Below are 24,005 nucleotides of genomic sequence, written 5' to 3'. Positions count from 1 at the left end.
ATGGACATTAAAAAAATTAAAGACACATTAAACAATCGTTATTTCAATAATAGCTATGCTTATGTGTACTTAACTATTTCTGTAATTATTACATTTTGGTTATTAAGGTTATTCGAAATATTCTATACACTATCTGATGGTCCCGAAAACCAGAGTATTGGAATAACAATAGTTTATAAATTACTGAATGATTTTTGGGCTGGAATTTTCATAGGATTACTATTTATGCCTTTTTATTTTGCATTATTTTACATAAAAAGCCCTATTGAAGTAGTCTTAATTAAAGTGTTGTTTGCTTTAATCATCATTATCCAGTTAGCTTTGGTAAAATACAGCCTTACCACACACATCAATCTTGGAGCCGATTTATTGGGCTATTCATTTGATGATATGTACACTACGGTTACAGCTTCTGAATCTTTATCACTGCTCTATTTTCTGCCTTTTATAATAATGCCTTTGCTTTATTTGGGTATAAATTACCTTTTGAAAAAGTTTACAAATGGACGACAAATTTTTGCAATATCATTCCTTTTAATAATCATTCTGGGGAGCTTAAAGCTTGTTTCGCACGATTCTTCGGCTGCTGTTTTTCAAAATAAACTTAATTTTCTGGCTACTGATATTTTTAAATTTCAAAATGAAAAAAGGAAATTAGATGTGTCCAATTTAGTCTATAAAAAAGAGTTTCCTTTACTAAAACCATTCAATGAAACTAAAGATGTATTAGCTCCTTTTTTTAATATTCAAAGCGAAAAACCCAATATTGTAATCATTATAGCTGAAGGATTAGGCAGTGATTTTATTGGGGAAAATTCTTATGGAGGTTTTACGCCATTCCTCGATTCTTTGACTTCAAAATCTCTGTATTGGGAAAATTTTGTTAGTAATACTGGGAGAACTTTTGGCGCAGCATCATCAATATTAGGATCACTTCCTTATGGTGAGAAAGGATTTTTGGAATTAGCTCCCTTACCTTCTCACATTTCACTTTTGAGTGTTTTAAAAGCAAATGATTACACAACTTCCTATTATTGCGGTGATGATTCCAGTTTTGACAGGAAAATAAATTTTCTGGAATACAATGAGGTCGGCCACATTACCGATGAGAAAAAATTTGGACCTGGCTTTGTTAAAACTAAAGAAAATTCGGGAGGTTTTTCTTGGGGATATCCTGATGCCGAAATATTCAAAAAAACATTGTCCGAGATGGATAGCAAAAAAACACCGCGATTAGATGTTATTATGACCCTTTCCAATCACGAACCTTTTGACTTTCCTTCAAAAGATGTTTATTTGAAAAAAGTGGACTACATTTTGAATACCAACATGACTTTGATGGGCATAAAAGAAGAAATAGAAACTTATAAAGATATTTTTGCGGCACTTCTTTATACCGATACTTCAATTAAAAATTTTATTGAGGCTTATTCAAAAAGACCCGAATATAAAAACACAATTTTCATCATTACTGGAGATCATCGTTTGATACCAATACCACAAAAAGATGAATTATGTCGCTTTCATGTGCCGTTAATCATATATAGTCCGATGTTAAAAAGAGCGGAGAAATTTAAATCCGTTTCATCCCATTGGGATATAACTCCAAGTTTACTTTCTTTTTTAATGAATAATTACACGTTCAACAAGCTTTCAAAAACTGCTTGGATGGGCGACGGATTAGACACTGCTAAAGAATTTAGAAACATCCATCAAATTCCCTTAATGAGATATAAAGGAAGTATAAACGATTATATTTATAAAGATTATATGTATTCTGGTGGAGAACTATATAAGATAAATGAAAAATTTGAATCTTATAAAGTCTATGAAGAAAACATATCTAAAATCATAGCTGACTCCTTACTCAGTTTTAAAAGATTAAATGCTTATTTAACCAAGAAAAACAAAATTTTCCCAGCTTCTTTAAATATTTATTCACAACCAATAATTCAATTTTCAAAGGCTGAATTAGCAACCATTAAGGCATTGAAAAAGGATTTCAATCCTGACCAAACTTTTATTGTTGCTCGAGATTTAGCATTCAAAAAAGATTATGTAAATTCGAGATTATTGTGTGATTATATTTTGAATGAAATTCCTAATTATTCCGAAGTTCGAACTTTAAAAGGGAGAATGTTTGCTTGGGAAGGAAAATATGATAAAGCAGAAACTGAATTGCTGGATGCGATCAAAAGAACCCCTTTTGAAACGGATGCTTATTTAGCCTTAATGGACGTGTACAAATGGTCGAACCAAAATGCAAATGCAATTAAAATTGGCAATAAAGCAATAGATTCTGGAATAAAAAACCCGGATATTAATACCAAATTGGCACAAGCAAAAGCATCAATAAACTCAAAAAAAATAAAATAAGAGTATAGATAGGCTTTTAATTATTGAAGCTGAGAATAAAAATAATTAACTTTCAAAATATGATTTCGAAAATAGTAACAAAACTAACTCTTATATTATTTTTTTTATTTGCTTTTCAAACGTCAGGGCAAGAAAAAAAATTCAATGGAGATCCGGACAGTGCATTCAAAACAGCCCGTGAGTTGGCGTTCAATAAGCAACGGAAACAAGCTCAGGACACCTTACTTTTAATTTTAACAAAATATCCCGATTATCACGACATCCGTGATTTTTTGGCAACAACTTATTCTTGGGATGAAGACTATAAAAAAGCCAAAAAAGAATTTGCTTATATTTTAGATAAAGATTTCAAACGAAAAACCACTTGGATAGCCGCCATAAAGAATGAATTATGGGCAAATATGCCGTTTATCGCTTTGAAAAAGTCAAATGAAGCCTTGAAAATTTTTCCCAATGATCCAGAAATATTATACTTGAAGGCCAGTGCTTATGAAAAAACAAAAAATCCGCTAGATGCACTAAGTACAATCCAATTGGTGTTAAATCAAAATCCAGACAATCAAGAGGCGAAAGATTATAAAATTAATTTAAACAAAACACTCAGCCAAAACACTATTGGAATTAATTCCTCGGTTGATATTTATTCGTCCACATTTAATCCTATGCAGTACTATACATTCCGATATGGGCGACAAACAAAATATGGAAGTATCATTGCAAAAGTAAATGTTAACAGAAGGTTTGATGAAAATGGCGCTCAATATGAAGTCGATTTATACCCTAAAATTGCAAAAGGCCTTTATGCTTATGTTAATTTCGGTTTGGCAAATTCTTTTCTGTTTCCAGACATGAGATATGGCGCTGAGTTATACAAATCATTACCCAAAAGTTTTGAAGTTTCTCTTGGTTTCAGAACTTTAAAGTATGATACATCAACAACAAATATCTTCACTGGTTCGGTTGGTTGGTACAACGGGAACAATTATTGGTCTTTTCGACCTTACCTAACTCCCGGCGACACTGGAACCAGTAAATCAGGTAATTTAATTTTCAGAAGATACCGGAGTGATGCAGATAATTATTTAGAACTTTCTGCTGGAATAGGATATTCTCCAGAAAACAACCAGAATAATATCAGTGGAAATTTAGCTCCAATTTTCGACTTGAAATCTCAGAAAATCAACACAGGTTATTATTTTTCTTCATCCAATAAAAGAAATAATTGGGGAACACAATTTGGAGTTACCCACCAGGAAAAGAGTTTTGATCAAGGAAATTATTTTTGGATTTATACACTTGCCATTTCATGGGAGTTGAAATTCAAATAACGCCTCTTTTTCTTATTTATTCCCTTAAAATGAAGCCATTAGCATAGCAAATAGAAGTATCTTTAAAAAAAGCGTACCTTTGCACAAAATTTACGTTTTATGACCACTTTCGAACAATTCAATCTTCCCAAATCAGTACAAAAAGCAATCGATGATTTAGGATTTACCACGCCCACTCCCATTCAGGAAAAAACTTTTTCTGTGATAATGTCAGGACGTGATATGATGGGAATTGCTCAAACTGGAACGGGTAAAACGTTTGCTTATTTATTGCCTTTATTAAAGCTATATAAATTCACTCCGGGTCATACTCCTAAAATTGTAATTCTTGTTCCAACCCGTGAGCTTGTTGTTCAAGTAGTCGAGGAAGTAGAAAAACTGACCAAATATATGTCCGTTCGTACCGTTGGTATTTTTGGAGGTGTCAATATCAACACTCAAAAAACCACTGTTTATACTGGTTGTGATATTCTAGTAGGAACTCCGGGACGAGTAATGGATTTGACATTGGATAATGTCATCCGTTTCGAAGAAATGCAAAAACTGGTTATCGATGAGTTCGACGAAATGCTAAATCTAGGTTTCCGCACCCAATTGACTGCCATTTTAGCAATGATGCCCAAAAAACGTCAAAACATCTTGTTTTCAGCCACTATGACGGATGAAGTAGATGCTATTTTGAATGACTTTTTTGATTATCCAGAAGAGGTTACACTTTCAGCATCCGGTACACCCTTGGAAAACATCACACAAATTACGTATAGCGTTCCCAACTTTAATACCAAAATCAATTTACTGAAACATTTGTTACAGGAGAATGAAGATATGAGTCGTGTTTTGGTTTTTGTGAACAACAAGAAAATTTCGGATATGGTTCACGAACGCATTGAGGAAGATTTCGATGGTCAGTTTGGGGTTATTCACTCCAATAAATCACAAAATTATCGTTTGAGTACGATGGCTGAATTTCAAGCTGGAAACCTTCGTGGATTAATCACTACCGATATTATGGCGAGAGGTTTGGATATTTCCAATATCACGCACGTCATCAATTTTGAAATGCCCGAACTTCCTGAATTATATATGCACCGTATTGGTCGTACTGGTCGTGCCGATGCTACAGGAACAGCTATCAGTTTGATTACTCCTCGTGAAGAAGAATCCAAATTTGCCATTGAACTATTAATGGATATGGAATTGTCCGTTGAGCCTTTTCCAGAAACTGTTGAAATCTCACTAAAACTAATCGAACCTGAAAAAGACCGTCAGCCGATGAAGTTTATGATGAAAAAGGTGAAATTAGAAGGTGATGGAGCATTCCACGAGAAAAGTAAAAAGAATAAAAAAGTCAATCTCGGTGGTCCTGGTGTAACCAAAAAGAAAACACACGGTTCTATCAATAGAAATATGTTGAAAAACCAAGCCAAAAAACGCAAGGACAAGAAATAGTGTTCAGTATTCAGTTTTTAGTGTTCAGTCGAGTACTGACCACTAAAAACTGACCACTGATTACTTAAAACTAAATCTTAGTAAAAACCAAACATACTGGGGAACACAAGTCTATCTTTTTACCAGTATTAGTAAGCATTCCTGTAGTTTTATCCCTTTTGAAAATCACAATTTCATTTGTATATTGATGTCCCACCAAAAGAAAATTTCCCGTTGGATCAATATTAAAATTCCGAGGGCCTTTTCCTAACGTACTCGTTCTTTGCACAAATTCTAATTTTCCCTTTTTCAATATTTTGAAAGCCGAAATATCATTGGCAGTTCCGCGATTGGTGGCGTATAAAAATTTTCCGTCAGGCGAAATATGAATGTCAGCGGCACCAATATCTCCTTTAAAATCTGGCGAAACAACTTTGGTTTCGCTTACTTTTTTCAACATTCCGTTGGTATAACTAAATGAGGTTATCGTTCCATCCAATTCTTGCAAAACGTACACATATTTTCCATCTTTACTGACTATCAAATGTCGTGGACCACTACCGGGTTTAACATCAATACTGCTTTTTAGTTGCAAAACTTCCGTTGCTGAATTTGAATTATATTCATAAACATAAATCTTGTCGGTCCCTAAATCATTAGCTAAAACATATTTCTTGTCGGGCGAAAAATATACCATATGAGCGTGAGGCGCTTCTTGTCGTTTGGCATTGATGCTTTTTCCTGTGTGTTGCACCACTTGTTTAACTGCACCAATACTTCCATCATTATTTTTACCCAAAACCGAAATGTTACCGCTAGAATAATTTGCGGTTATCACATTTTTATCATCATTAATTATGTAACAAGGATTCAGTCCGTTTGGGTTTTGATAATTAATAAAATCCAATTTCCCACTTTTCGAATTATATCCAAAAGCACTAACTGAACTTTTTTTATCGTTTTCACTTACCGAATAGACAAATTTATTATCATTAGAAACAGACAAATAACTAGGATTAAAAATGTTTTCTGTATTGCTTTTAAGGCTAAAACCACCCGTATTCGAATCGAATTCATAAACATAAATTCCTTTGCTGTCGCAAGGTTTGGTGTAGGTTCCAACAATCAAATTGAACTTATTTTCCTGTGCTTGCAATGTGGAAAAAGCAAAAATCGTAAAAAGAATGGTAACTGTTTTTTTCATAATTTGTGGTTTAGTATATTATATTTATTATTTTTTAGTTGATAAAAGTGTCTTGGCAGAAATACTCGTAACAACCTTTTTACCTGTTTTGGCTTCCAATTCTTTCAAGGCAACTTTGGCAACATTTCCGCCTTGTTGCGCCACTTTTTGACTTTCCTCAAAATTCTTTGGATCAACAGCTTGTGAAATGTCTTTGGTCGAAGCTTCTGCCAACATATTCAAAATTAATTCGGTATTACTCATATTATCCCGAAGATTTTCTTTTTTCAACCCTTTCAAAATTTTGTATTCTTTGGTCGTTTTTTCTGACCAAGCCTTAGTAATAATATCAGTTAATATGGCAAATTGCGTCCCTTCTTTCAATCCTCTACTTTTCCATTCATCGGTAAGTTCTTTGCGGATTTCAATACTTTTCAAACGCTGATTAATCCAATTTTCAGAATAACCCAATTGCAAATAATGCTGCAAAGCCCTGTCAATTCCTATTTCGGGATCTTGCATTTCGTCCAGTCTTTCACTACCCACTTTCGCCAACCAAAGCTTGAAAGGTTCCGCTTTTGGTGATGGAATGGATTGGATGATTCTTAAAAGACCTTCTGTACTTGAACAATCAGTAGCATATTTTTTTCCATCTGTAGCTTCCATTTTCAGTTGTCGACAAATTGTCGATAACTCAATTCCTGAAAGTTTTTCCCGTTTTTTCATTCGATACCAATAATCTTTGGGATCCAAACTATCAGTCAAAACCTGAACTACGTCAATAACCGAAAAATACCATTGTTCCTCTTTTTCATCCCAATGGGAACGCATTTTTTTATCTTCAAATAATTTTATGTCGCTCATAATTTTTTTATCAAATCCAATAATCTTAATCTGTTAGTCACAAATTGTAATCAACTCATTTTTTCCTTTTCATCAAAAAAGAAATCATCAATTCTATTCCTCAAATATAATCTAAATTCAATCAAAATATAAAATATAAAATCAAAATACTATCTTTGAAAAATGCAATTCAAACACCCAGAAATTCTCTATTTTCTTTTCTTGTTGGTTATACCAATTCTGGTTCATTTGTTTCAATTGCGACGTTTCAAAAAGCAATATTTTACCAATGTTCGTTTCCTGAAGGAGCTTTCCATTCAAACCAGAAAGAGTTCCAAAATCAAAAAATGGCTGCTTTTAGCCACGCGATTATTGCTGTTAACCTTTATTATTATTGCCTTTGCACAACCTTTTTTCAAAGCCAAAGACAGCAAAAACAGTTCCAATGAGATGTATATCGTTTTGGACAATTCCTTTTCGATGCAAGCCAAAGGTCAAAAGGGAGAATTACTGAAAAGAGTCGTTCAGGAATTACTCGAAAACACACCTGAAAACCAAACTTTTTCTTTGATTACCAATTCCGAAACGTTTTGGAACACCGACATCAAATCCATTCGAACCGAATTACAAAACCTAAAACACAGTGCTTTACCGTTCCAATTGGAAAGTGCAATGGCAAAAATAAAATCAAGAAAAACAGCTTTTAACAAAGATGTTGTCGTGATTACCGATGCTGTTGGAATGGAATCCAAACAATTGAAAAGTATTGACAAAGAGTTCAATACTTACTTCATTATTCCAGAAGCGGAACACGAAAACAACGTAGCTATTGAAAGCGTTTTTATTCATCAAACTCTGGACGATTTCTATGAAATTGGCTTAAAATTATCTGCTTTTGGCGAAAAAAACAAACAGATTCCAGTGGCTTTATACAATCAAAACAAACTGATTGCCAAAACTTTGTCGAAATTTGATGCTAAAGAAAAGACAATCTATTTCACCATTCCAAAGAAAGATTTCCACGGTTATGCTTCCATTATCGACAACGGATTGGAATATGATAACAATTTGTATTTCAGCATTTCGAAACCTAAAAAAAACAACATCATCAGCATTGGAACAGCTGAGAAATCAAACTTTTTATCTCGAATTTATACCAATGACGAATTCAATTTCAACAATTTTACAATTGAGACTTTGGATTACAATGCCATCGAGAAACAAAATACCATTGTCCTAAACGAACTCGATGAAATTCCGCAAGCACTACAAACTACTTTAAAATCCTTTGTGGAAAAAGGTGGCAATTTGGTACTAATTCCATCTTCAAAGACTTCAACGGCGAATCTCAATTTGTTTTTAAAAATCTTTGAAAACATCCAATTCAAATCTTTGGAAAACAAGGAAAAATTGGTCACTAAAATCAACTTCAATCATCCATTGTTTAGTGGTGTTTTCGAAAATAAAATCAATAATTTCCAATATCCAAAAACAAAAGCTTCCTTTGGAATAGCGGGTTCCAATCCAGCGGCTTTATATTATGAAGACCAAACTCCGTTTCTAACTTCCATCAACAATCCTCCCGACGCTTCGGGATCATCAGTTTATATTTTCACGGCTCCAATTAATGGAGAAAACTCTAATTTTCAACAATCGCCTTTGATTGTTCCTACTTTTTACAAAATGGGTGTCAATAGTCAAAACAATGGCGTGAATGCAATAACAATTGGCAACAACAATCCATTTTTGGTTGACGCCACTTTGTCGAAAGATGAAATTTTGAAAGTCAAAAACGAAACTGAAACCTTCATTCCTGTTCAACAAATCCTGAACGATAAAGTAAAATTGACTTTCAACGATTTTCCAGAACAAGCTGGAAATTTTGGAATTTACAATCAAAATGAACGCATACAAAACATCAGTTTCAACTTCAATAGAACCGAAAGTGATTTGGCTCAAGCCAATAAAGAAGCGCTTTCTGATTACAAAACCACCGATTCTATTGAAACCGTTTTTAACAGCTTACAAACCGACCGAACAGACAGTCAAATTTGGAAATGGTTTGTTATATTTGCATTGCTTTTTCTGGTAACCGAAATGGCAATTATACGATTCGTAAAGTAAAAACGTTGGATGCAATTAAAATAAAAAACAGAATTAAACACATAGAAACATAGAAAAAAAAGAATGAGATAGCCCAATTGCTTCGCCCGTTCGCTGTCGCTCGGGTCTTGGGTTCGCATAGCTATGTTTTCTCTAATAAAGTGAAACGCCTTTTTCAGTTATTTTAAAACTATGTTTCTATGCGTTTAAAAATTGAATTTCACCCACAGGTTCAAATACTAAATAAATACTATGAACACAATCATCCGGGAAGCCAAAATTATCGATTCTGAAAGTCCGTTTCACAACCAAACTGTTGATATTTTAATTGTTGATGGAATCATTAACAAAATAGGAAAATCTCTTTCAAATACAGAAAATATCGAGGAAGTAAAACTCGATAATTTACACGTTTCAAAAGGTTGGTTTGACTCTAGTGTTTCACTTGGAGAACCTGGTTTTGAAGACCGAGAAACCATAGCAAACGGTTTGAATGTTGCTGCAAAAAGCGGTTTTACTGCCATTGCTTTGCAACCCAACTCCTACCCGATTATCGACAACCAATCGCAAATAAATTTTGTAAAAAGCAAAGCCAATGGTTTTGCCACCGAACTTTTCCCGATTGGTGCTTTGACTAAAGGAAGCGAAGGAAAAGATATGGCGGAATTATTCGATATGAAAAATTCTGGTGCAATTGCTTTTGGCGATTACAACACCAGCTTAGACAATGCCAATTTGCTAAAAATTGCTTTGCAATATGTTCAGGATTTTGATGGATTGGTTATTGCTTTAGCCCAAGATTCGAACATAAAAGGAAACGGCGTTGCCAATGAAGGAGTGGTTTCTACAAGATTGGGATTGAAAGGAATTCCAAATCTAGCCGAAGAATTACAAATCGCCAGAAACTTGTTTCTACTGGAATATAGTGGCGGAAAATTGCATATTCCAACCATTTCTACAGCAAAATCAGTTGAATTAATCAAGGAAGCCAAAGCCAAAGGATTGAACGTTACTTGTAGCGTTGCGGTACATCATTTAGTTTTAACGGATGAAAAACTAGAAAATTTCGATACCAGATTCAAAGTTTCGCCACCGTTGCGAACAGAAACCGATAGAAAAGCATTACTTGCAGGAATTCTGGACAATACGATCGATATGATTACAACTGACCATAATCCTATTGATATTGAACACAAAAAAATGGAATTTGATTTGGCCAAAAACGGAACAATTGGTTTGGAAAGTGCTTTTGGTGTTTTGTTAACTGTATTGCCTTTAGAAAAAATTATCGAAAAATTGACTACTGGAAAAACTACTTTTTGTCCCGAAATTTCGGGAGGAAAACAATCAATTGCCGAAGGAAACAAAGCCAACATTAGCCTATTTAACCCTGAAGGAAAAAGCATTTTCACGAACGAAAATATCTTATCTAAATCTAAAAACTCCGCTTTTCTGGGAACAGAATTAAAAGGAAAAGTTTATGGAATTTTCAATCAAGGAAAATTAATTTTAGGTTAAAATTTAAACACAAAGTGCACGAAGAAGAAGGCACAAAGAACACTATTAATAATTATCTAAATAAACACTTTGTGAACTTCGTTTAAAAAACTTTGTGAACTTTGTAGTTAAAAAATATGGAAAATAACAACATCGAAAAAGGAAAAACAGCCGCCATAACAAGCTATATTTTACTCATTGGAGTTTTCATAGCGATGTCGATGAACAGTGGAGAAGAAAAGAATTCATTTGCTTCATTTCACATTCGTCAAGCATTGGGATTGACAATCACATTTATTTCATTGGGACTAATCATCAGCAATTTTGACAGTCCAATGATTTCCATATCAATGTGGGTTTTTCTCTCCGTTTTATGGACTTACGGCATTTTTAGCGCCATCAATGGCCAAACAAAACCAGTTCCTTTGTTGGGAAATTATTTCCAGAAATGGTTTGCATCAATTTCTTAATTTTAGATTTCTAATTGCAGATGGCAAAACTGATCACTAAAAACGGAACACTGAACACTTATTTATGACATTATCCTTAGAATATCTCGTAAGAGAACCCAAAGTAAAGTTAGACAAGAATCCACTTTTACTCTTAATTCACGGTTACGGCAGCAACGAAGAGGATTTATTTTCATTCGCCACGGAGCTTCCCGACGAATATTATATTGTTTCGGCTCGAGCACCATACAATATGCAATATGGAAGTTACGCTTGGTATGCCATCAACTTTGATGCCGACCAAAACAAGTTTTCCGACAATGAGCAAGCCAAAACTTCGAGAGATTTAATTGCGCGATTTATTGTTGAATTGACATCTAATTTTCCAATTGATTCCAATAATATAACTTTAATTGGGTTTAGCCAAGGAGCTATTTTGAGTTATGCTGTAGCACTTTCGCATCCTGAAAAAGTGCAAAAAGTCGTAGCAATGAGTGGTTATGTGAATCCAGAAATTATCGAAGAAAATTATCTAAAAAACTCCTTTTCGAATCTTAAAATATTCACTTCCCACGGAACAGTTGACCAAGTAATTCCTGTGGAATGGGGACGTAAAGCAAAACCATTTTTGGAGAATTTAGGAATAAACATCACCTACAAAGAATATCCAATTGGGCATGGCGTTTCTCCACAAAATTTTCATGATTTCAAGAATTGGCTACTTTGAGGAAGTTAGCAGTTAGCAGTTAGCAGTTAGCAGTTAGCAGTTAGCAGTTAGCAGTTAGCAGTTAGCAGTTAGCAGTTAGCAGTTAGCAGTTAGCAGTTAGCAGTTAGCAGTTAGCAGTTAGCAGTTAGCAGTTAGCAGTTAGCAGTTAGCAGTTAGCAGTTAGCAAAAAAACGAAAACGCATTAATAGTTTCTTGGTATTTTCGTTTTTTTTATACAAAGATGTTTAACATTCTTAATCTGAAATCTGAAATCTGAAATCTGAAATCTGAAATCTGAAATCTGAAATCTAAAATCTCAACACTATTTCTGGTACAACAAAGATTGAAATGTTTCAAACGAAACCGATTCATCCTCATTGACAAAATACTTTATCAACACTTCTCCCCAATATTCTCCGTCGCTAAAATCGGCAATAATCCATCGGTGATTCAAGATTCGTACTTTATTAATGATGAATTTATTGACCCCAATTTGATCTTGACCAATGTAGGGATTTCCCTTTGGATTGGCATTTAAATCCATTAGTTTTTCGGTAACTACAGGAATTAGCATTTCGACTTGAATCGTTTTGGTGGCATTGTCAGGGTTGAAATAATTCTGTGCATTTTCATTTTTTTTCAAAGAAAAATAGTTGGCATCGACCAGTTTGGTATTGACAGCCTCTAAATCTTTTTTCAATTTCACTTCCGTTTTGGCAAATTTATCTTTTACAAAAGTCAGTTGTTTGCTAAAATACATATAGGTAAAAACGTTCAAAAGCAAAACAATAATAATAAGATAAAGTAATAATGAGTTTTTCATTTCGAGCTAATATTAAATAGTAATTTCTAAATTATCGTAAGCCAAATAAACGTTTTTCGGAAGTTTTTGTTGTACTTCTTCATGAAAACCCATAATATGGCTAATGTGAGTAAGATATGCTTTTTGGGGTTTTATTAAAGCGATAAAGTCCAAGGCTTCTTGTAAATTAAAATGTGTATTGTGCGGCTCTTCTCGTAAGGCATTTACAACTAGCACTTTCAGATTTTTTAATTTATCTATTTCACTTTCGTCAATTGTTTTTACATCAGTCAAATAGGCAAAATCATCAATTCTGTACCCAAAAACTTGAAGATTTCCGTGCATTACATTGATGGGAATTGCCGTTTTATTTCCAATAGGAAAAGGTTGATTATTGACTACCTCAACTGGTTTTACAGAAGGTGCTCCGGGATATTTATTTTCAGTTTCAAAAATATAATCAAATCGTTTTTTCAAATTTTCGATGACACGTTGATGACTATAAATAGAAATAGCTCCTTGTTTAAAAAAAAAGGGGCGAATGTCGTCTAATCCAGCAGTATGATCGGAATGTTCGTGAGTATAAAGAATTCCATCCACTTTTTGACAATTTGATTTTAGCATTTGTTGTCTAAAGTCCGGACCACAATCTATAACAAAAGAATGATTCTCCCAATGAACCCATACCGAAACCCGTAGCCTTTCATCTTTAGAATCAGTACTCTGACAAACCGAATGATTGCTTCCAATAACAGGAATTCCTTGTGAAGTACCAGTTCCTAAAAAATACAAATTCATTTTCGAACAGTTGTTAATTATTATACAAAAATAGCAATAAATCTCTACAATTTGAAACATTTTTTACTAACTTTGCACCAAAACAGCGATTTCTTTATGAAAAGAGACACCGAAATTAAGTTGAAAGGTGACAAAGTCATCGAACAAATTCCTTCTTTAAAAGACAAAGCCCTTCGTATCAATTTGAACGAAAATATCTACGGGACTTTTTCTGAAATTGGTGCTGGACAAGAAACTGTTAGGCATTTCTTTAGAGCAGGAGGTTCGTCTGGAACAATTGCAAAAGCAATGTCGGCTTATGACAAAGATTTTAGTGATGCCATATACGGAGTCGAAGAAGACGGTCGTTATGTTACTGAGAGCCGTTTGAAAAAAATTCTTACTCACGAAGCGGGTCTAATTGAAAAACGATTAAGCCGAAAGAAACATCCCAATAAAATCTTTTTCAGTTTTGCAAATACAGTTGCTACTATTGATTTCGCCAAACAATTCAAAGGACATGGCTGGGTTGGTATAAAATATCAATTAGAGCCTGAAGAAGAATACAATGAGATCATTATTCACATTCGATTTAAGGAAACCGATGTTCGTTTGCAACAAGAAACCCTTGGTATTCTAGGAGTAAACCTAATTTATGGTGCCTTTTATAAATACAATAATCCCAAACATTTATTGCGCTATTTATACGATCACCTTGACAAAGATCAACTTGAGATAGACACCATTAACTTTTCTGGACCCCGTTTTGCGAATGTTGACAACCGTTTGATGAGTTTGCAATTGGTTAAAAACGGCATGACTGATGCTGTGATATTTGATCCAGAAGGTAAAAATATACTTCCCGCTGCCATTTTGTACAAAAAAAACATTCTTGCCATACGAGGAAGTTTTCGTCCTGTCACAAAGGTGAATATGGATATATATGAGGAATCGCTAAAAATGTTTCAAAATGAGCTAAAAGTGAGTCGAGAAAACACTTTGGTTATCTTTGAAATCACTTTGTCTAATTTGCGTTCCGATGGTGAGATTGACGAAAAAGACTTTATGGATCGAGCTCAATTACTTTGTTCTTTGGGTCAAACAGTAATGATTTCTAATTTTCAGGAATATTATAGAGTGGTCGAATATTTTGCTAAATACACCAAAGCCAGAATGGGATTGGCAATGGGGGTTAATAATTTGATAGAAATTTTTGACGAAAAATACTATCGCCACTTGAGTGGTGGTATCTTAGAGGCTTTTGGAAAGTTATTCTATAGGGATTTGAAAGTGTATTTGTATCCTATGTTGGACGAAAATGGTATAATTACAAATTCTGAAACATTGAAAATACATCCTCGAATAAAAGAATTGTATAAATTCTTTAAATTCAACGGAAAGGTTGTTGATATTGAAAACTATAATCCTAAAAATTTAGAGGTCTTTTCTCGTGAAGTTTTAAAAATGATTGGCCAAAGCAAACCGGGGTGGGAATCAATGTTACCTACTGGTGTTGCAACAATCATTAAGAAAAAGAAACTCTTTGGATATGATCCAAATGTACTTTTAGAAAAAAATAGTCAATAAGTAACATAAAAAAAGCCAAGAAAAATAAATTTTTTCTTGGCTTTTTTTATGAAATTACCGACGACGAAAACCAGTAAGCCTACAACATTGCCGACACCACTCCATCGGCAGAAGACGAATTGATAACCGAACAAATCTTTCGCAATTGCTGCAATTCATCAAGGAAATCAAACCGTATTATCAGGAAGTAATTCAACTGCGTTATTTTTCAGGAAATGAGCTATCAAGAAATTGACAACAAAATTGACAAACCACACAGATATGTGAAAATAAAACTGCTTCGCAACAAGAAATTATTGGCAGAAATCATTCAGGATAAGCGGTAGTTTTGGCGGATTTAACAATAAAAAATAAATCGAAAAATATTTTAGTTTTTTTTAATTCACTTAATATCTACCTCTTGTTAAATCGCAACCCGAACTTTTTGTTGATGGTTTTGTTATTTTCTTTTTGAACGTTCTAAATAATTGAACGATTGTAGCAATTGAGCCAATTATTCCAACAAAATCTAATTTTTCCATTTTACAAAATTTTATAGTTATAAACATATAACCTTAGAAGTTAGCTTTTGTTACAAAAAAGCCGCTAAGTTGCTTTTAATTTGGAAATAAAAATGGAAATAGAAAAAGTTCGGATACCTCTTTAATACAAGACAACTAACGCTAATAAAAGCTAACTGAAGTCTTCCATAAAACAAACCGTCCTTGAAATCCTGGGTTACTATTCAAGCAAAAAAAATCTTAATAAATAATAAATCCACAATGGTTTTGTCATTTCGACGAAAGAGAAATCACATTTGTTGCTCACATTTGTTGCTCACATTTGTTGCTCAAAATTATTGCTCTAGATATGTGATTTCTCCTTCGTCGAAATGACAAATAGAGTTCAATCATCACCGCAAACCCCGAAAACATTGACACCTATTCTTCTTGTTAAAACAATTTATAAATAATCAACATTTTATATATTACATCGAATATATTTTACGTTATATGTTAAAAGATACTACTTATGACTTGATAAATACTTAACCGTTAAAACCATTATTATGTCTAGATTAAGTATTTACGAAACCCGCTGGATCGATCTTATTTTCGAAAACAGAAACCAAGAGTACGGTGCTTATCAATTGCGCCGTGACAGTGTCAAAAGCTCCTTGACTGCCCTATTTATGGGATTGTTGTTTGTGGCTTCCATAGGTGGTATTGCTACAATTATAAGTCATTTTAACACTAGTGTTGTACCCCAAATTACCTTGCCAGAATGGTCAGAACCTCTCGAAGTCACTGACATTTATATTCAACAAGTAGAAAAACCGGTGCTACCCAATATACAAAGCCAAACAACCGAAGCTACCATTGTGAAAGACCAACTCACAAATCCAGTAATTGTGCATCCGCTAGATGCAAATTCAAACATTGCCACAAACGTAGAAAACAATAATGCGACTGCTGTAATTTCAGAGGGAACAGGAACAACAGACCTAAATCCATCCACTCCAGGAACTGGAACTGAAATACCAGCTGCAGTCGATTATGGAAAGACCGTCGTAAACACAGCAATTTTAGACAAAATGCCTGAGTTTCCGGGGGGAATCAATAAATTCTACAGTTATGTAGGCAATAATTTCGAAAAACCTGAAATTGATGCCATCAATACTTTCAGAGTTTATGTGTCTTTCGTTATCGAAAGAGACGGAAGTATGACCGATATCAAAGTAGTACGAGATCCAGGTTATGGTTTGGGAAGAGAAGCCCTTCGAGTTTTGAAATCCTTGAAAACCAAATGGTCTCCAGGAATGATTGGTTCAAAAGCCGTTCGCACGGCTTACAATTTGCCAATAACCGTTCAAATGAATTAAATTATTAAATACATAAAAACAATGAAGCAGAACTTTCAGGTTCTGCTTCATTTGTATAAACTGCAATTGAAATTAAATTATTTTTATTTTTGGTGGTCGTATTTTAGCAGTTGTTTTTGGCTTACCACAACTGGTTTTTGATGAACATCAGTTTATAAACCCCATCCTTCTCAGCTGTTTTCTTAGCATTATCAGCTCTTTCTTGTGAATCTGGATGCGAACTTATCATTTTTGTTAAAAAATCTATTTATGTTCCTTTGCTTATTTTTGCCAAAATAGTAAAGACCGATTCTACAGCATTTACATCATATCCATTTTAGCAATAATTGAGCCGCTTGTGCATCGCTAAAAGCAAGTCCTGCTATTCCTTTTTGAACGGCACCCAAGGCTTTTACTCCAAAATTAATTTGCGCATTAGCAGTTGAAAAACAAAAAAAGGGACCTAACGTAGCTAAATAAATAAATTAATTCTTTTTTAAACTTGTTAAGTTTTTAATTTGTGAAGGGCAATATAATTTTAGGTGTGGATTTACTCAAAAAATTTCTTGTTTTACGAAATAAATTTTGGATAAATTCAAACATCAATCCTATTTTTATCAACGAAATCGCTTTTTAAAATTGTTAAATAAATGTTAAATAAATGTTAAACAAAAACTAAACAGTTGTTTAAATTAAACGGTTGTTTAATTTTGGCATTTTAAAAATCAGAAAACATTGAAAAACGATTTAAACGACAAACAAATTCAGATTCTAGAAGTAGCCGAAACGCTATTTGCCGAGAAAGGATTTGACGGAACTTCGATTAGGGATATTTCAAAAGTGGCGAAGATTAACGTGGCTATGGTTTCGTATTATTTTGGCAGCAAAGAAAAACTACTGGAATCCTTGGTCTTATTCAAAACCTCGGGACTTAAAGAGCGGTTGGTCAATTTGATTGAAGAAAATCTGGAACCTTTTGAAAAAGTAAACAAGCTGATTGAACTTTACATCAATCGACTCAATTGCAACAGGGGGATTTATCGCATTCTACATTTTGAATTGTCCTCAAAAAAGAAAGTTTTGGAATTGGAGTCATTTTTAGAAATAAAAAAGTCAAACTTAAAATCATTGGAACTTATCATTAAAGAAGGTCAAGCCAAAGGTGTTTTTAGGAAAGACGTCATTATTGAGCTGCTAACGCCAACTATTCTGGGAACTTATTTTCATTTTCAGATGAACAAACCTTTTTTTGAAGACATTTTAAACTTGAAAACCGAAGAAGCCTACAATAATTATGTAAAAACAGACTTAACAAAGCACATTCAACAAACCATTAAAGCCCTCCTAATATATGAAAATTAATCATTTTTTACTTATAGGGATTTACTTAATAGGAATCACTTCTATAAAAGCGCAAGAAAGTACTAGTTTAACACTTGACCAAGCCATTCATTTGGCTTGGTCAAAAAGTAACGAAGTAAGCTTGGCCGATTCCAAAGTAAATTCATCGAAATACGAATTGCAGTCCAAAAAGAACTCACAATATCCCGATTTGAAACTTTCAGGACAATATCAAAATTTTATTGAACCAAATATTGATATGAAATTTAGCACTAATGGTTCAGGAACACCATTCCCATCTGGAAATAAACTGATGATTGGACAATTGAGTGCTAATCTCCCTGTTTTTGCGGGTTTCAAAATCCAAAACAACATCAAGATTTCGGAGAATTTGTACCAAGCCCAAACAGCAACAGCTTTGCAAACCAAAGAGGAAATTGCGATGCGAGTGGTCAATTATTACGCAAGTTTATACAAAGCACAAAAGACTTTGGAATTGTTGAAAGACAATCAAAAACAAGCCGAGCAACGTGTGGTGGATTTTACCGAAATGGAAAAAAACGGCATTATTCCAAGAAATGACTTATTGAAATCACAATTGCAAGTTTCGAAAATACAATTATCTATTGACGAAATGAACAACAATTTGAATGTGGTCAACTATTATTTGATTTCGCTTTTGAAATTGCCAATGGAAACTAATTTAGAGATTAACGAAAGTGATTTTATCAATTTCCAAATTAACAATATTCCTACAGATGAAAATCTGGCATTGGACAACAGAAAAGATTTAGAAGCAGTTCGTTTTCAAGAAAAAGCTAGTGAAGCTGGAGTGAAATTAGCAAAAGGAGCTTATTATCCTTCGGTTACGATTATGGGAGGCTATGCTTCTTTGGGATTACAAAATATAATTACTATTGAAAATGCGATCAATTTTGGAGTTGGTGTTTCTTATGATTTGAGTGGAATACTAAAAAACAATTCTACCATAAAAATGGCCGAAAGCAAATCGAATGAAGCTAAAAACTACAAAGAAATCCTTACCGATAATATCAAAGTTGAAGTAAAAAAAGCCATTGAAGACTATAATTTGTCCTTAAAGCAAAACGAAGTTTATGTAGAAGCAGCAACTCAATCAGCAGAAAATTATAGAATCGTAAAAGACAAATACGACAACGGCCTTTCGAACACCAATGATTTACTCGAAGCCGATGTAGAACAACTGAGTTCAAAAATCAATAAAGCTTTGGCAAGAGCCAATATTATTCAAAAATATTACGAATTACTTTCAACAACTGGACAATTATCACAAACCTTCAATATTTCAAAAATATAATCGACCTCTACTATGGAAAAGAAAAAAACAAATAAAAAATTCATCATCATATTTGCCGTATTGACCCTATTATGTGGCACTTATGGAACGTATAAATACCTTCATTCTTTGTCTCACGAACATACTGATGATGCTCAAATCGAGAAGAATATGAATCCAATAATCCCTAAAATTTCGGGATATGTGAGAAAAGTTTACATCAAAGACAATGATTATGTAAAGAAAGGCGATACCTTATTTACCATCGACACTCGCGACTATCAATTAAAAATTGAAGATGCAAACGCAGCATTGGCAGCAGCCGAAGGCAGTTATGAAGTAGCTAAAGCCGATATTGGTAGTGCTATGGCAAGTGTATCGGTTTCTGATGCCAATGTACAATCGGCAGGTGGAAATATTGAATCAGCTAAAATCAGATTGAATCAAGTAACCAATGATTACAACCGATACAATAATTTGTACAAAAATCACACGATTACTAAACAACAATACGAACAAGCATTGACTGCCAAACAAGAAGCCGAAAACCAGGTTCGTATTTTGCAACAACAACAAAAAGCAAGTTCCTATCAAAAAACAGCCATTATAGCCAAGTCGAATGTTTCGAACAAACAAACCCAAGTGGCTGCTGCCAATATTCAAAGAGCCAAAGCTCAGTTAGAAACGGCAAAATTGAATTTATCTTACACCGTTATCACAGCAGCAATAGATGGACAAGTTTCTAAAATTGACATTCAACCAGGTCAATTAGTGCAACCAGGTCAATCTTTGTTTTACATTATCAACAACATTACCGCTTGGGTAATTGCCAATTTCAAAGAAACACAATTAAACAAAATGACTGTTGGACAACACGTTACCCTAAAAGTAGATGCCTATCCTGATTTTGATTTTGAAGGAACACTTACCTCTTTTTCACCAGCGACGGGTTCTAAATTCTCATTATTACCACCTGATAATGCCACTGGAAACTTTGTGAAAACCATTCAAAGATTGCCTGTAAAAATAAGTTTGAACCCATCTAACGATGTCGAAAAAATAAAATTATTGCGTCCAGGAATGAATGTGGATGTAGATGTACATTTGAATTAAATCCTCTCCCCGACCCTATCCGAAGGAGAGGGAGACGCGACCGAAAAAATAGAAGTCATTTATATTATAATTCTAGCATTTATAGCTCTTGGTATCAGTTGTATTGCCAGATTTCTGCTTGCGTGAGGGATTGGCAGTGGAGCTCTTTTTTGTATCAATTGCCACGGGTTTAAACCCGTGGCAATTGATACAAAAAAAGCGGGGAACGGAAAGCCCGACCCGGAGTTTTTACGGAGGGTCACGCCCAAATAATTTAAATTTAGTTTTAGAAAATACATTTTATACTTAATGCAAAATGGTACAAACAGCAGAAGATGATTTAGTGGAATATGGTTTTAGGAGGGTTATTATCACCATAACTGCCGTCCTTTGTGCCTTGTTGGAAATTGTGGACACTACGATTGTAAACGTGGCTTTGAACAATATGCGAGGTAGCCTTGGTGCCACGCTGACGGATATTGCTTGGGTAATTACCGCTTATGCTATTGCCAACGTGATCGTGATTCCAATGACGAGTTGGCTTTCGCAACAATTTGGACGACGCAATTATTTTGCCGCATCCATCATTATTTTTACAGTAGCTTCCTTTTTATGTGGTAACGCCGATAATATCTGGGAACTTGTTGCCTTCCGATTTATTCAAGGACTTGGTGGTGGTGCTTTACTCGTAACGGCACAAACCATCATTACCGAAAGTTATCCCGCTGCCAAAAGAGGAATGGCACAAGCGATTTACGGAATGGGAGTTATTGTGGGACCAACACTTGGACCACCATTAGGCGGTTATATCGTGGATCATTTTTCTTGGCCGTATATTTTTTACATCAACATTCCAATTGGTATTATCGCCACGATATTAACATTGATGTTTGTTAAAAGCCCAAAATATGGCGACAAACTCAAAGCCAACCAAGTCGATTGGTGGGGCATTTTCTTTTTGGCTTCTTTCATCGGTTCCTTACAATTTGTCTTAGAACACGGACAACAAGACGACTGGTTCAATGATAACTTGATTACGACTTTAAGTTTGGTTTCAGTATTTGGATTATTACTTTTTATAAAACGAGAGCTCACTTACAAGCACCCAATCGTTAACTTAAAAGTACTGAAAGACACCAATTTAAGAGTTGGAACCATTATGAGTTTCATTATGGGATTTGGACTGTACGGATCGACTTTTATCGTACCCATTTACACCCAATCCGTTTTGGGTTGGAGTGCGACTGATGCTGGTTTATTGCTGATTCCGAGTTCAATTACAACTGGAATTATGATGCCTTTTATTGGAAAAATGATTCAACGAGGCATACCTCAGTCCTATATGGTAGCTGTGGGATTCTTGATCTTTTTCTTTTTTACTTTTTGGATGCACAACATCATCACCCCAAACACCGGTGCCAATCAAATGTTTTGGCCATTGATTTTGAGAGGTGTTGGATTAGGATTACTTTTTGTACCTATCACGACATTGTCCTTATCAACACTCAAAGGGAAACATATTGGCGAAGGAGCTGCTTTTACCGGAATGATGAGACAATTGGGAGGTTCGTTTGGAATTGCCATTATCACGACTTTTATGGCAATTTTCAATCAGCAACACCGCGTGAATTTAATATCTCATTTGGATCAAACCTCTTTTCAAGTGCAACAAACAGTGCAAAGACTCCAACAAGGGTTTATGTCCAAAGGATTTACTTTCAATGAAGCTTTGGCAAAAGCCTATAAAGCGATTGAATTTAAAGTAATGGTACAAAGTTCAGTTCTTACCTATATGGACATCTTTATGTATTTAGGAATCTTGTTTTTGCTTTGTATTCCTTTCATATTGATGATTAAAAAAGGAAAAAATAAAATTGATCCAGCTGATGCAATGCATTAAGATTTATCTCGTAAAAACCAATTGATTTCCTTTCGATAAATTGGTATCGAATTGATAGCCTTCATAATTGAACCCTTTCAAATCTTCGATAGTTTCGGCATTGGAGTCAATGATATAACGCACCATTAAACCCCTCGCTTTCTTGGCAAAAAAACTGATTATTTTTAGTTTTCCGTTTTTGTAATCCTTAAATTCTGGCGTAATTACGGGAACTTTTAATGCTTTGATATCCACAGCCGAGAAATATTCGTTGCTCGCCAAATTCACAAACAACTCCCCTTTTTTGAGTTCTTTGTTCAATGCTTTGGCAATTATGGGTTTCCAAAATTCGTATAAGTTTTTGCTTTCTCCAATAGGTAATTTGGTTCCCATTTCTAATCTATAAGCCTGCATCAAATCCAACGGTTTCAAAAGTCCGTACAAACCCGACAAGATTCGCAAACGATCTTGCAAAATATCCAGTTTTTCTATCGGAATTGAATAAACATCCAAACCCGTATAAACATCGCCATCGAAAGTAAAAATAGCAGGTCTTGAATTTTCTGGACTGAAAGGTGTTTTCCAATCTTGGTTGCGTTGCCAATTCAAATCAGCCAATTTATCCGAAATATCCATTAATTCCGAAAGCTCCTTTGGCGATTTTTGCTTCAAAACTTTGTGAACTTGTCTTGATTCTTTAAGAAACAAAGACTCTGAAAAATTTAGAGTTGGCAATACTTTTTCTAAGTTTAAGGACTTGGCTGGCGATAGAACAATTTTCATAATTAGGATTCTCTTGATTGAAAGTTTCAAAAGTACAAATTGAAAAATTGAAAATGAAAATTGTCATCTATTTATTTGTAGTATATTTGAAGAAGATTAAATTTAAGTAAAGCTGTTTTTTATGAATCCAATTAAAATTAGAAAAGCAACGATTTCTGACCTAGAAATCATTCAAGAAATCAGCAGGCAAACGTTTATCGAAACTTTTGCAGAAGTAAACACCCCTGAAAATATAAAAAATTACATTCAGGAAAATTTTAATTCTGAACAAGTAGCCTTAGAAATAAACAATCGGGAATCGGCATTTTATCTCGCCATTTTGGACTACGAAACTATTGCTTACTTAAAAATAAATTTTGGAAATGCTCAAACTGAAATCCATAGTTCTCAGTCAATGGAAATTCATCGGATTTATGTATTGAAAAAATTTCACGGAAAAAAAATTGGACAAATATTACTAAACGAAGCTATAAAAATTGGACAACAATCTGGAGTTGATTCTATTTGGCTTGGTGTTTGGGAAAAAAATCACAAAGCAATACAATTTTATATCAATAATGATTTTGTCGAATTTGACAAGCATCACTTTACTTTAGGCAACGATGTACAAACCGATTTATTGATGGAACTCCGAATAATCAATCAAGCAAATTACTTATAATAAATTGGATTTCGT

General features: G+C 34.1%; 20 protein-coding genes and 1 pseudogene. 15 read left to right on the top strand and 6 right to left on the bottom strand.

What is annotated here, in order from left to right:
• From FNW17_RS05450 to FNW17_RS05440, 3 genes are all read left to right on the top strand, one after another.
• Complete coding sequence (locus FNW17_RS05450; RefSeq protein WP_143389944.1) at positions 1 to 2,376, top strand: LTA synthase family protein; 2,376 nt, start codon at positions 1 to 3, stop codon at positions 2,374 to 2,376.
• Between the two features lie 59 nt (positions 2,377 to 2,435).
• Positions 2,436 to 3,704, top strand: a complete 1,269-nt coding sequence (locus tag FNW17_RS05445) for a YaiO family outer membrane beta-barrel protein (protein ID WP_143389945.1) — start codon at positions 2,436 to 2,438, stop codon at positions 3,702 to 3,704.
• 99 nt (positions 3,705 to 3,803) lie between these two features.
• Positions 3,804 to 5,153 carry a DEAD/DEAH box helicase gene (locus tag FNW17_RS05440; protein ID WP_143389946.1) on the top strand — a complete coding sequence of 450 codons (1,350 nt, stop codon included), beginning with the start codon at positions 3,804 to 3,806 and terminating at the stop codon, positions 5,151 to 5,153.
• A 70-nt stretch (positions 5,154 to 5,223) separates the two neighbouring features.
• Here the strand turns inward: FNW17_RS05440 and FNW17_RS05435 are convergent, their stop codons facing one another.
• Both FNW17_RS05435 and FNW17_RS05430 read right to left on the bottom strand, forming a co-directional pair.
• Positions 5,224 to 6,336 (bottom strand): lactonase family protein, encoded by a 1,113-nt coding sequence (locus FNW17_RS05435; RefSeq protein WP_143389947.1) that lies wholly within the window; start codon positions 6,334 to 6,336, stop codon positions 5,224 to 5,226.
• A 27-nt stretch (positions 6,337 to 6,363) separates the two neighbouring features.
• A complete protein-coding gene (locus FNW17_RS05430; RefSeq protein ID WP_143389948.1) occupies positions 6,364 to 7,179 on the bottom strand; it encodes a BRO-N domain-containing protein in 816 nt (271 codons plus the stop codon).
• 162 nt (positions 7,180 to 7,341) lie between these two features.
• On the opposite strand from FNW17_RS05430, the gene FNW17_RS05425 reads away from it, so the two are divergent.
• The 4 genes from FNW17_RS05425 to FNW17_RS05410 all read left to right on the top strand — a co-directional run bounded on the left by FNW17_RS05425 (position 7,342) and on the right by FNW17_RS05410 (position 11,934).
• Positions 7,342 to 9,282 carry a vWA domain-containing protein gene (locus FNW17_RS05425; RefSeq protein ID WP_144071075.1) on the top strand — a complete coding sequence of 647 codons (1,941 nt, stop codon included), beginning with the start codon at positions 7,342 to 7,344 and terminating at the stop codon, positions 9,280 to 9,282.
• 231 nt (positions 9,283 to 9,513) lie between these two features.
• Positions 9,514 to 10,779 (top strand): dihydroorotase, encoded by a 1,266-nt coding sequence (locus tag FNW17_RS05420; protein WP_144071074.1) that lies wholly within the window; start codon positions 9,514 to 9,516, stop codon positions 10,777 to 10,779.
• A 116-nt stretch (positions 10,780 to 10,895) separates the two neighbouring features.
• Positions 10,896 to 11,228, top strand: coding sequence for a hypothetical protein (locus FNW17_RS05415; protein ID WP_144071073.1), 333 nt, complete (start codon positions 10,896 to 10,898; stop codon positions 11,226 to 11,228).
• Between the two features lie 64 nt (positions 11,229 to 11,292).
• Positions 11,293 to 11,934 (top strand): alpha/beta hydrolase, encoded by a 642-nt coding sequence (locus tag FNW17_RS05410; protein ID WP_144071072.1) that lies wholly within the window; start codon positions 11,293 to 11,295, stop codon positions 11,932 to 11,934.
• 301 nt (positions 11,935 to 12,235) lie between these two features.
• On the opposite strand, the gene FNW17_RS05405 is transcribed toward FNW17_RS05410, so the two are convergent.
• Positions 12,236 to 12,736: a hypothetical protein gene (locus tag FNW17_RS05405; protein ID WP_144071071.1), complete on the bottom strand. Its 501-nt coding sequence runs from the start codon at positions 12,734 to 12,736 to the stop codon at positions 12,236 to 12,238.
• Positions 12,737 to 12,748: 12 nt separating this feature from the next.
• Positions 12,749 to 13,513 (bottom strand): MBL fold metallo-hydrolase, encoded by a 765-nt coding sequence (locus tag FNW17_RS05400; protein ID WP_144071070.1) that lies wholly within the window; start codon positions 13,511 to 13,513, stop codon positions 12,749 to 12,751.
• A 96-nt stretch (positions 13,514 to 13,609) separates the two neighbouring features.
• Between FNW17_RS05400 and FNW17_RS05395 the strand changes: the two genes are divergently transcribed.
• Both FNW17_RS05395 and FNW17_RS05390 read left to right on the top strand, forming a co-directional pair.
• Positions 13,610 to 15,079 carry a TonB-dependent receptor gene (locus tag FNW17_RS05395; protein ID WP_144071069.1) on the top strand — a complete coding sequence of 490 codons (1,470 nt, stop codon included), beginning with the start codon at positions 13,610 to 13,612 and terminating at the stop codon, positions 15,077 to 15,079.
• Positions 15,080 to 15,123: 44 nt separating this feature from the next.
• Positions 15,124 to 15,405, top strand: a pseudogene (locus FNW17_RS05390) (RNA polymerase sigma factor); the annotation flags it as partial.
• A 60-nt stretch (positions 15,406 to 15,465) separates the two neighbouring features.
• On the opposite strand, the gene FNW17_RS16635 reads toward FNW17_RS05390, so the two are convergent.
• Entirely contained in the window at positions 15,466 to 15,600 is a 135-nt protein-coding gene (locus FNW17_RS16635; protein WP_262710836.1) for a hypothetical protein, read from the bottom strand.
• Positions 15,601 to 16,127: 527 nt separating this feature from the next.
• Here FNW17_RS16635 and FNW17_RS05385 point away from each other — a divergent pair.
• The 5 genes from FNW17_RS05385 (at position 16,128) to FNW17_RS05365 (ending at position 22,567) form a co-directional block, all read left to right on the top strand.
• On the top strand, positions 16,128 to 16,940 hold the full coding sequence (locus tag FNW17_RS05385) for an energy transducer TonB (RefSeq protein WP_143389956.1): 813 nt from the start codon (positions 16,128 to 16,130) through the stop codon (positions 16,938 to 16,940).
• 714 nt (positions 16,941 to 17,654) lie between these two features.
• The gene (locus tag FNW17_RS05380; RefSeq protein WP_143389957.1) at positions 17,655 to 18,281 is read left to right on the top strand and encodes a TetR family transcriptional regulator; all 627 of its coding nucleotides are present in this window, start codon (positions 17,655 to 17,657) and stop codon (positions 18,279 to 18,281) included.
• Entirely contained in the window at positions 18,271 to 19,596 is a 1,326-nt protein-coding gene (locus tag FNW17_RS05375; RefSeq protein WP_143389958.1) for a TolC family protein, read from the top strand. The genes FNW17_RS05380 and FNW17_RS05375 overlap by 11 nt, the downstream gene beginning before the upstream one ends.
• Positions 19,597 to 19,608: 12 nt before the next feature.
• A complete protein-coding gene (locus FNW17_RS05370; protein ID WP_143389959.1) occupies positions 19,609 to 20,688 on the top strand; it encodes an HlyD family secretion protein in 1,080 nt (359 codons plus the stop codon).
• Positions 20,689 to 20,983: 295 nt separating this feature from the next.
• A complete protein-coding gene (locus FNW17_RS05365) occupies positions 20,984 to 22,567 on the top strand; it encodes an MDR family MFS transporter (RefSeq protein ID WP_144071068.1) in 1,584 nt (527 codons plus the stop codon).
• Positions 22,568 to 22,570: 3 nt separating this feature from the next.
• On the opposite strand, the gene yaaA is transcribed toward FNW17_RS05365, so the two are convergent.
• The gene (yaaA, locus tag FNW17_RS05360) at positions 22,571 to 23,329 is read right to left on the bottom strand and encodes a peroxide stress protein YaaA (RefSeq protein ID WP_143389961.1); all 759 of its coding nucleotides are present in this window, start codon (positions 23,327 to 23,329) and stop codon (positions 22,571 to 22,573) included.
• Between the two features lie 121 nt (positions 23,330 to 23,450).
• Here yaaA and FNW17_RS05355 point away from each other — a divergent pair, with 121 nt between their 5' ends.
• Entirely contained in the window at positions 23,451 to 23,990 is a 540-nt protein-coding gene (locus FNW17_RS05355) for a GNAT family N-acetyltransferase (protein ID WP_143389962.1), read from the top strand.
• Positions 23,991 to 24,005: the final 15 nt, after the last annotated feature.

This window comes from Flavobacterium franklandianum (genome assembly GCF_007097365.1).
GTDB lineage: Bacteria > Bacteroidota > Bacteroidia > Flavobacteriales > Flavobacteriaceae > Flavobacterium > Flavobacterium franklandianum.
This window is presented reverse-complemented; position numbering and strand designations above follow the sequence as displayed.

Excerpts from the sequence above, each read along its gene's own strand:
- FNW17_RS05450 (WP_143389944.1), top strand. The coding sequence starts at position 1 with ATGGACATTAAAAAAATTAAAGACACATTAAACAATCGTTATTTCAAT.
- FNW17_RS05445 (WP_143389945.1), top strand. The coding sequence starts at position 2,436 with ATGATTTCGAAAATAGTAACAAAACTAACTCTTATATTATTTTTTTTA.
- FNW17_RS05440 (WP_143389946.1), top strand. The coding sequence starts at position 3,804 with ATGACCACTTTCGAACAATTCAATCTTCCCAAATCAGTACAAAAAGCA.
- FNW17_RS05435 (WP_143389947.1), bottom strand. The coding sequence starts at position 6,336 with ATGAAAAAAACAGTTACCATTCTTTTTACGATTTTTGCTTTTTCCACA.
- FNW17_RS05430 (WP_143389948.1), bottom strand. The coding sequence starts at position 7,179 with ATGAGCGACATAAAATTATTTGAAGATAAAAAAATGCGTTCCCATTGG.
- FNW17_RS05425 (WP_144071075.1), top strand. The coding sequence starts at position 7,342 with ATGCAATTCAAACACCCAGAAATTCTCTATTTTCTTTTCTTGTTGGTT.
- FNW17_RS05420 (WP_144071074.1), top strand. The coding sequence starts at position 9,514 with ATGAACACAATCATCCGGGAAGCCAAAATTATCGATTCTGAAAGTCCG.
- FNW17_RS05415 (WP_144071073.1), top strand. The coding sequence starts at position 10,896 with ATGGAAAATAACAACATCGAAAAAGGAAAAACAGCCGCCATAACAAGC.
- FNW17_RS05410 (WP_144071072.1), top strand. The coding sequence starts at position 11,293 with ATGACATTATCCTTAGAATATCTCGTAAGAGAACCCAAAGTAAAGTTA.
- FNW17_RS05405 (WP_144071071.1), bottom strand. The coding sequence starts at position 12,736 with ATGAAAAACTCATTATTACTTTATCTTATTATTATTGTTTTGCTTTTG.
- FNW17_RS05400 (WP_144071070.1), bottom strand. The coding sequence starts at position 13,513 with ATGAATTTGTATTTTTTAGGAACTGGTACTTCACAAGGAATTCCTGTT.
- FNW17_RS05395 (WP_144071069.1), top strand. The coding sequence starts at position 13,610 with ATGAAAAGAGACACCGAAATTAAGTTGAAAGGTGACAAAGTCATCGAA.
- FNW17_RS16635 (WP_262710836.1), bottom strand. The coding sequence starts at position 15,600 with ATGGAAAAATTAGATTTTGTTGGAATAATTGGCTCAATTGCTACAATC.
- FNW17_RS05385 (WP_143389956.1), top strand. The coding sequence starts at position 16,128 with ATGTCTAGATTAAGTATTTACGAAACCCGCTGGATCGATCTTATTTTC.
- FNW17_RS05375 (WP_143389958.1), top strand. The coding sequence starts at position 18,271 with ATGAAAATTAATCATTTTTTACTTATAGGGATTTACTTAATAGGAATC.
- FNW17_RS05370 (WP_143389959.1), top strand. The coding sequence starts at position 19,609 with ATGGAAAAGAAAAAAACAAATAAAAAATTCATCATCATATTTGCCGTA.
- FNW17_RS05365 (WP_144071068.1), top strand. The coding sequence starts at position 20,984 with ATGGTACAAACAGCAGAAGATGATTTAGTGGAATATGGTTTTAGGAGG.
- yaaA (WP_143389961.1), bottom strand. The coding sequence starts at position 23,329 with ATGAAAATTGTTCTATCGCCAGCCAAGTCCTTAAACTTAGAAAAAGTA.
- FNW17_RS05355 (WP_143389962.1), top strand. The coding sequence starts at position 23,451 with ATGAATCCAATTAAAATTAGAAAAGCAACGATTTCTGACCTAGAAATC.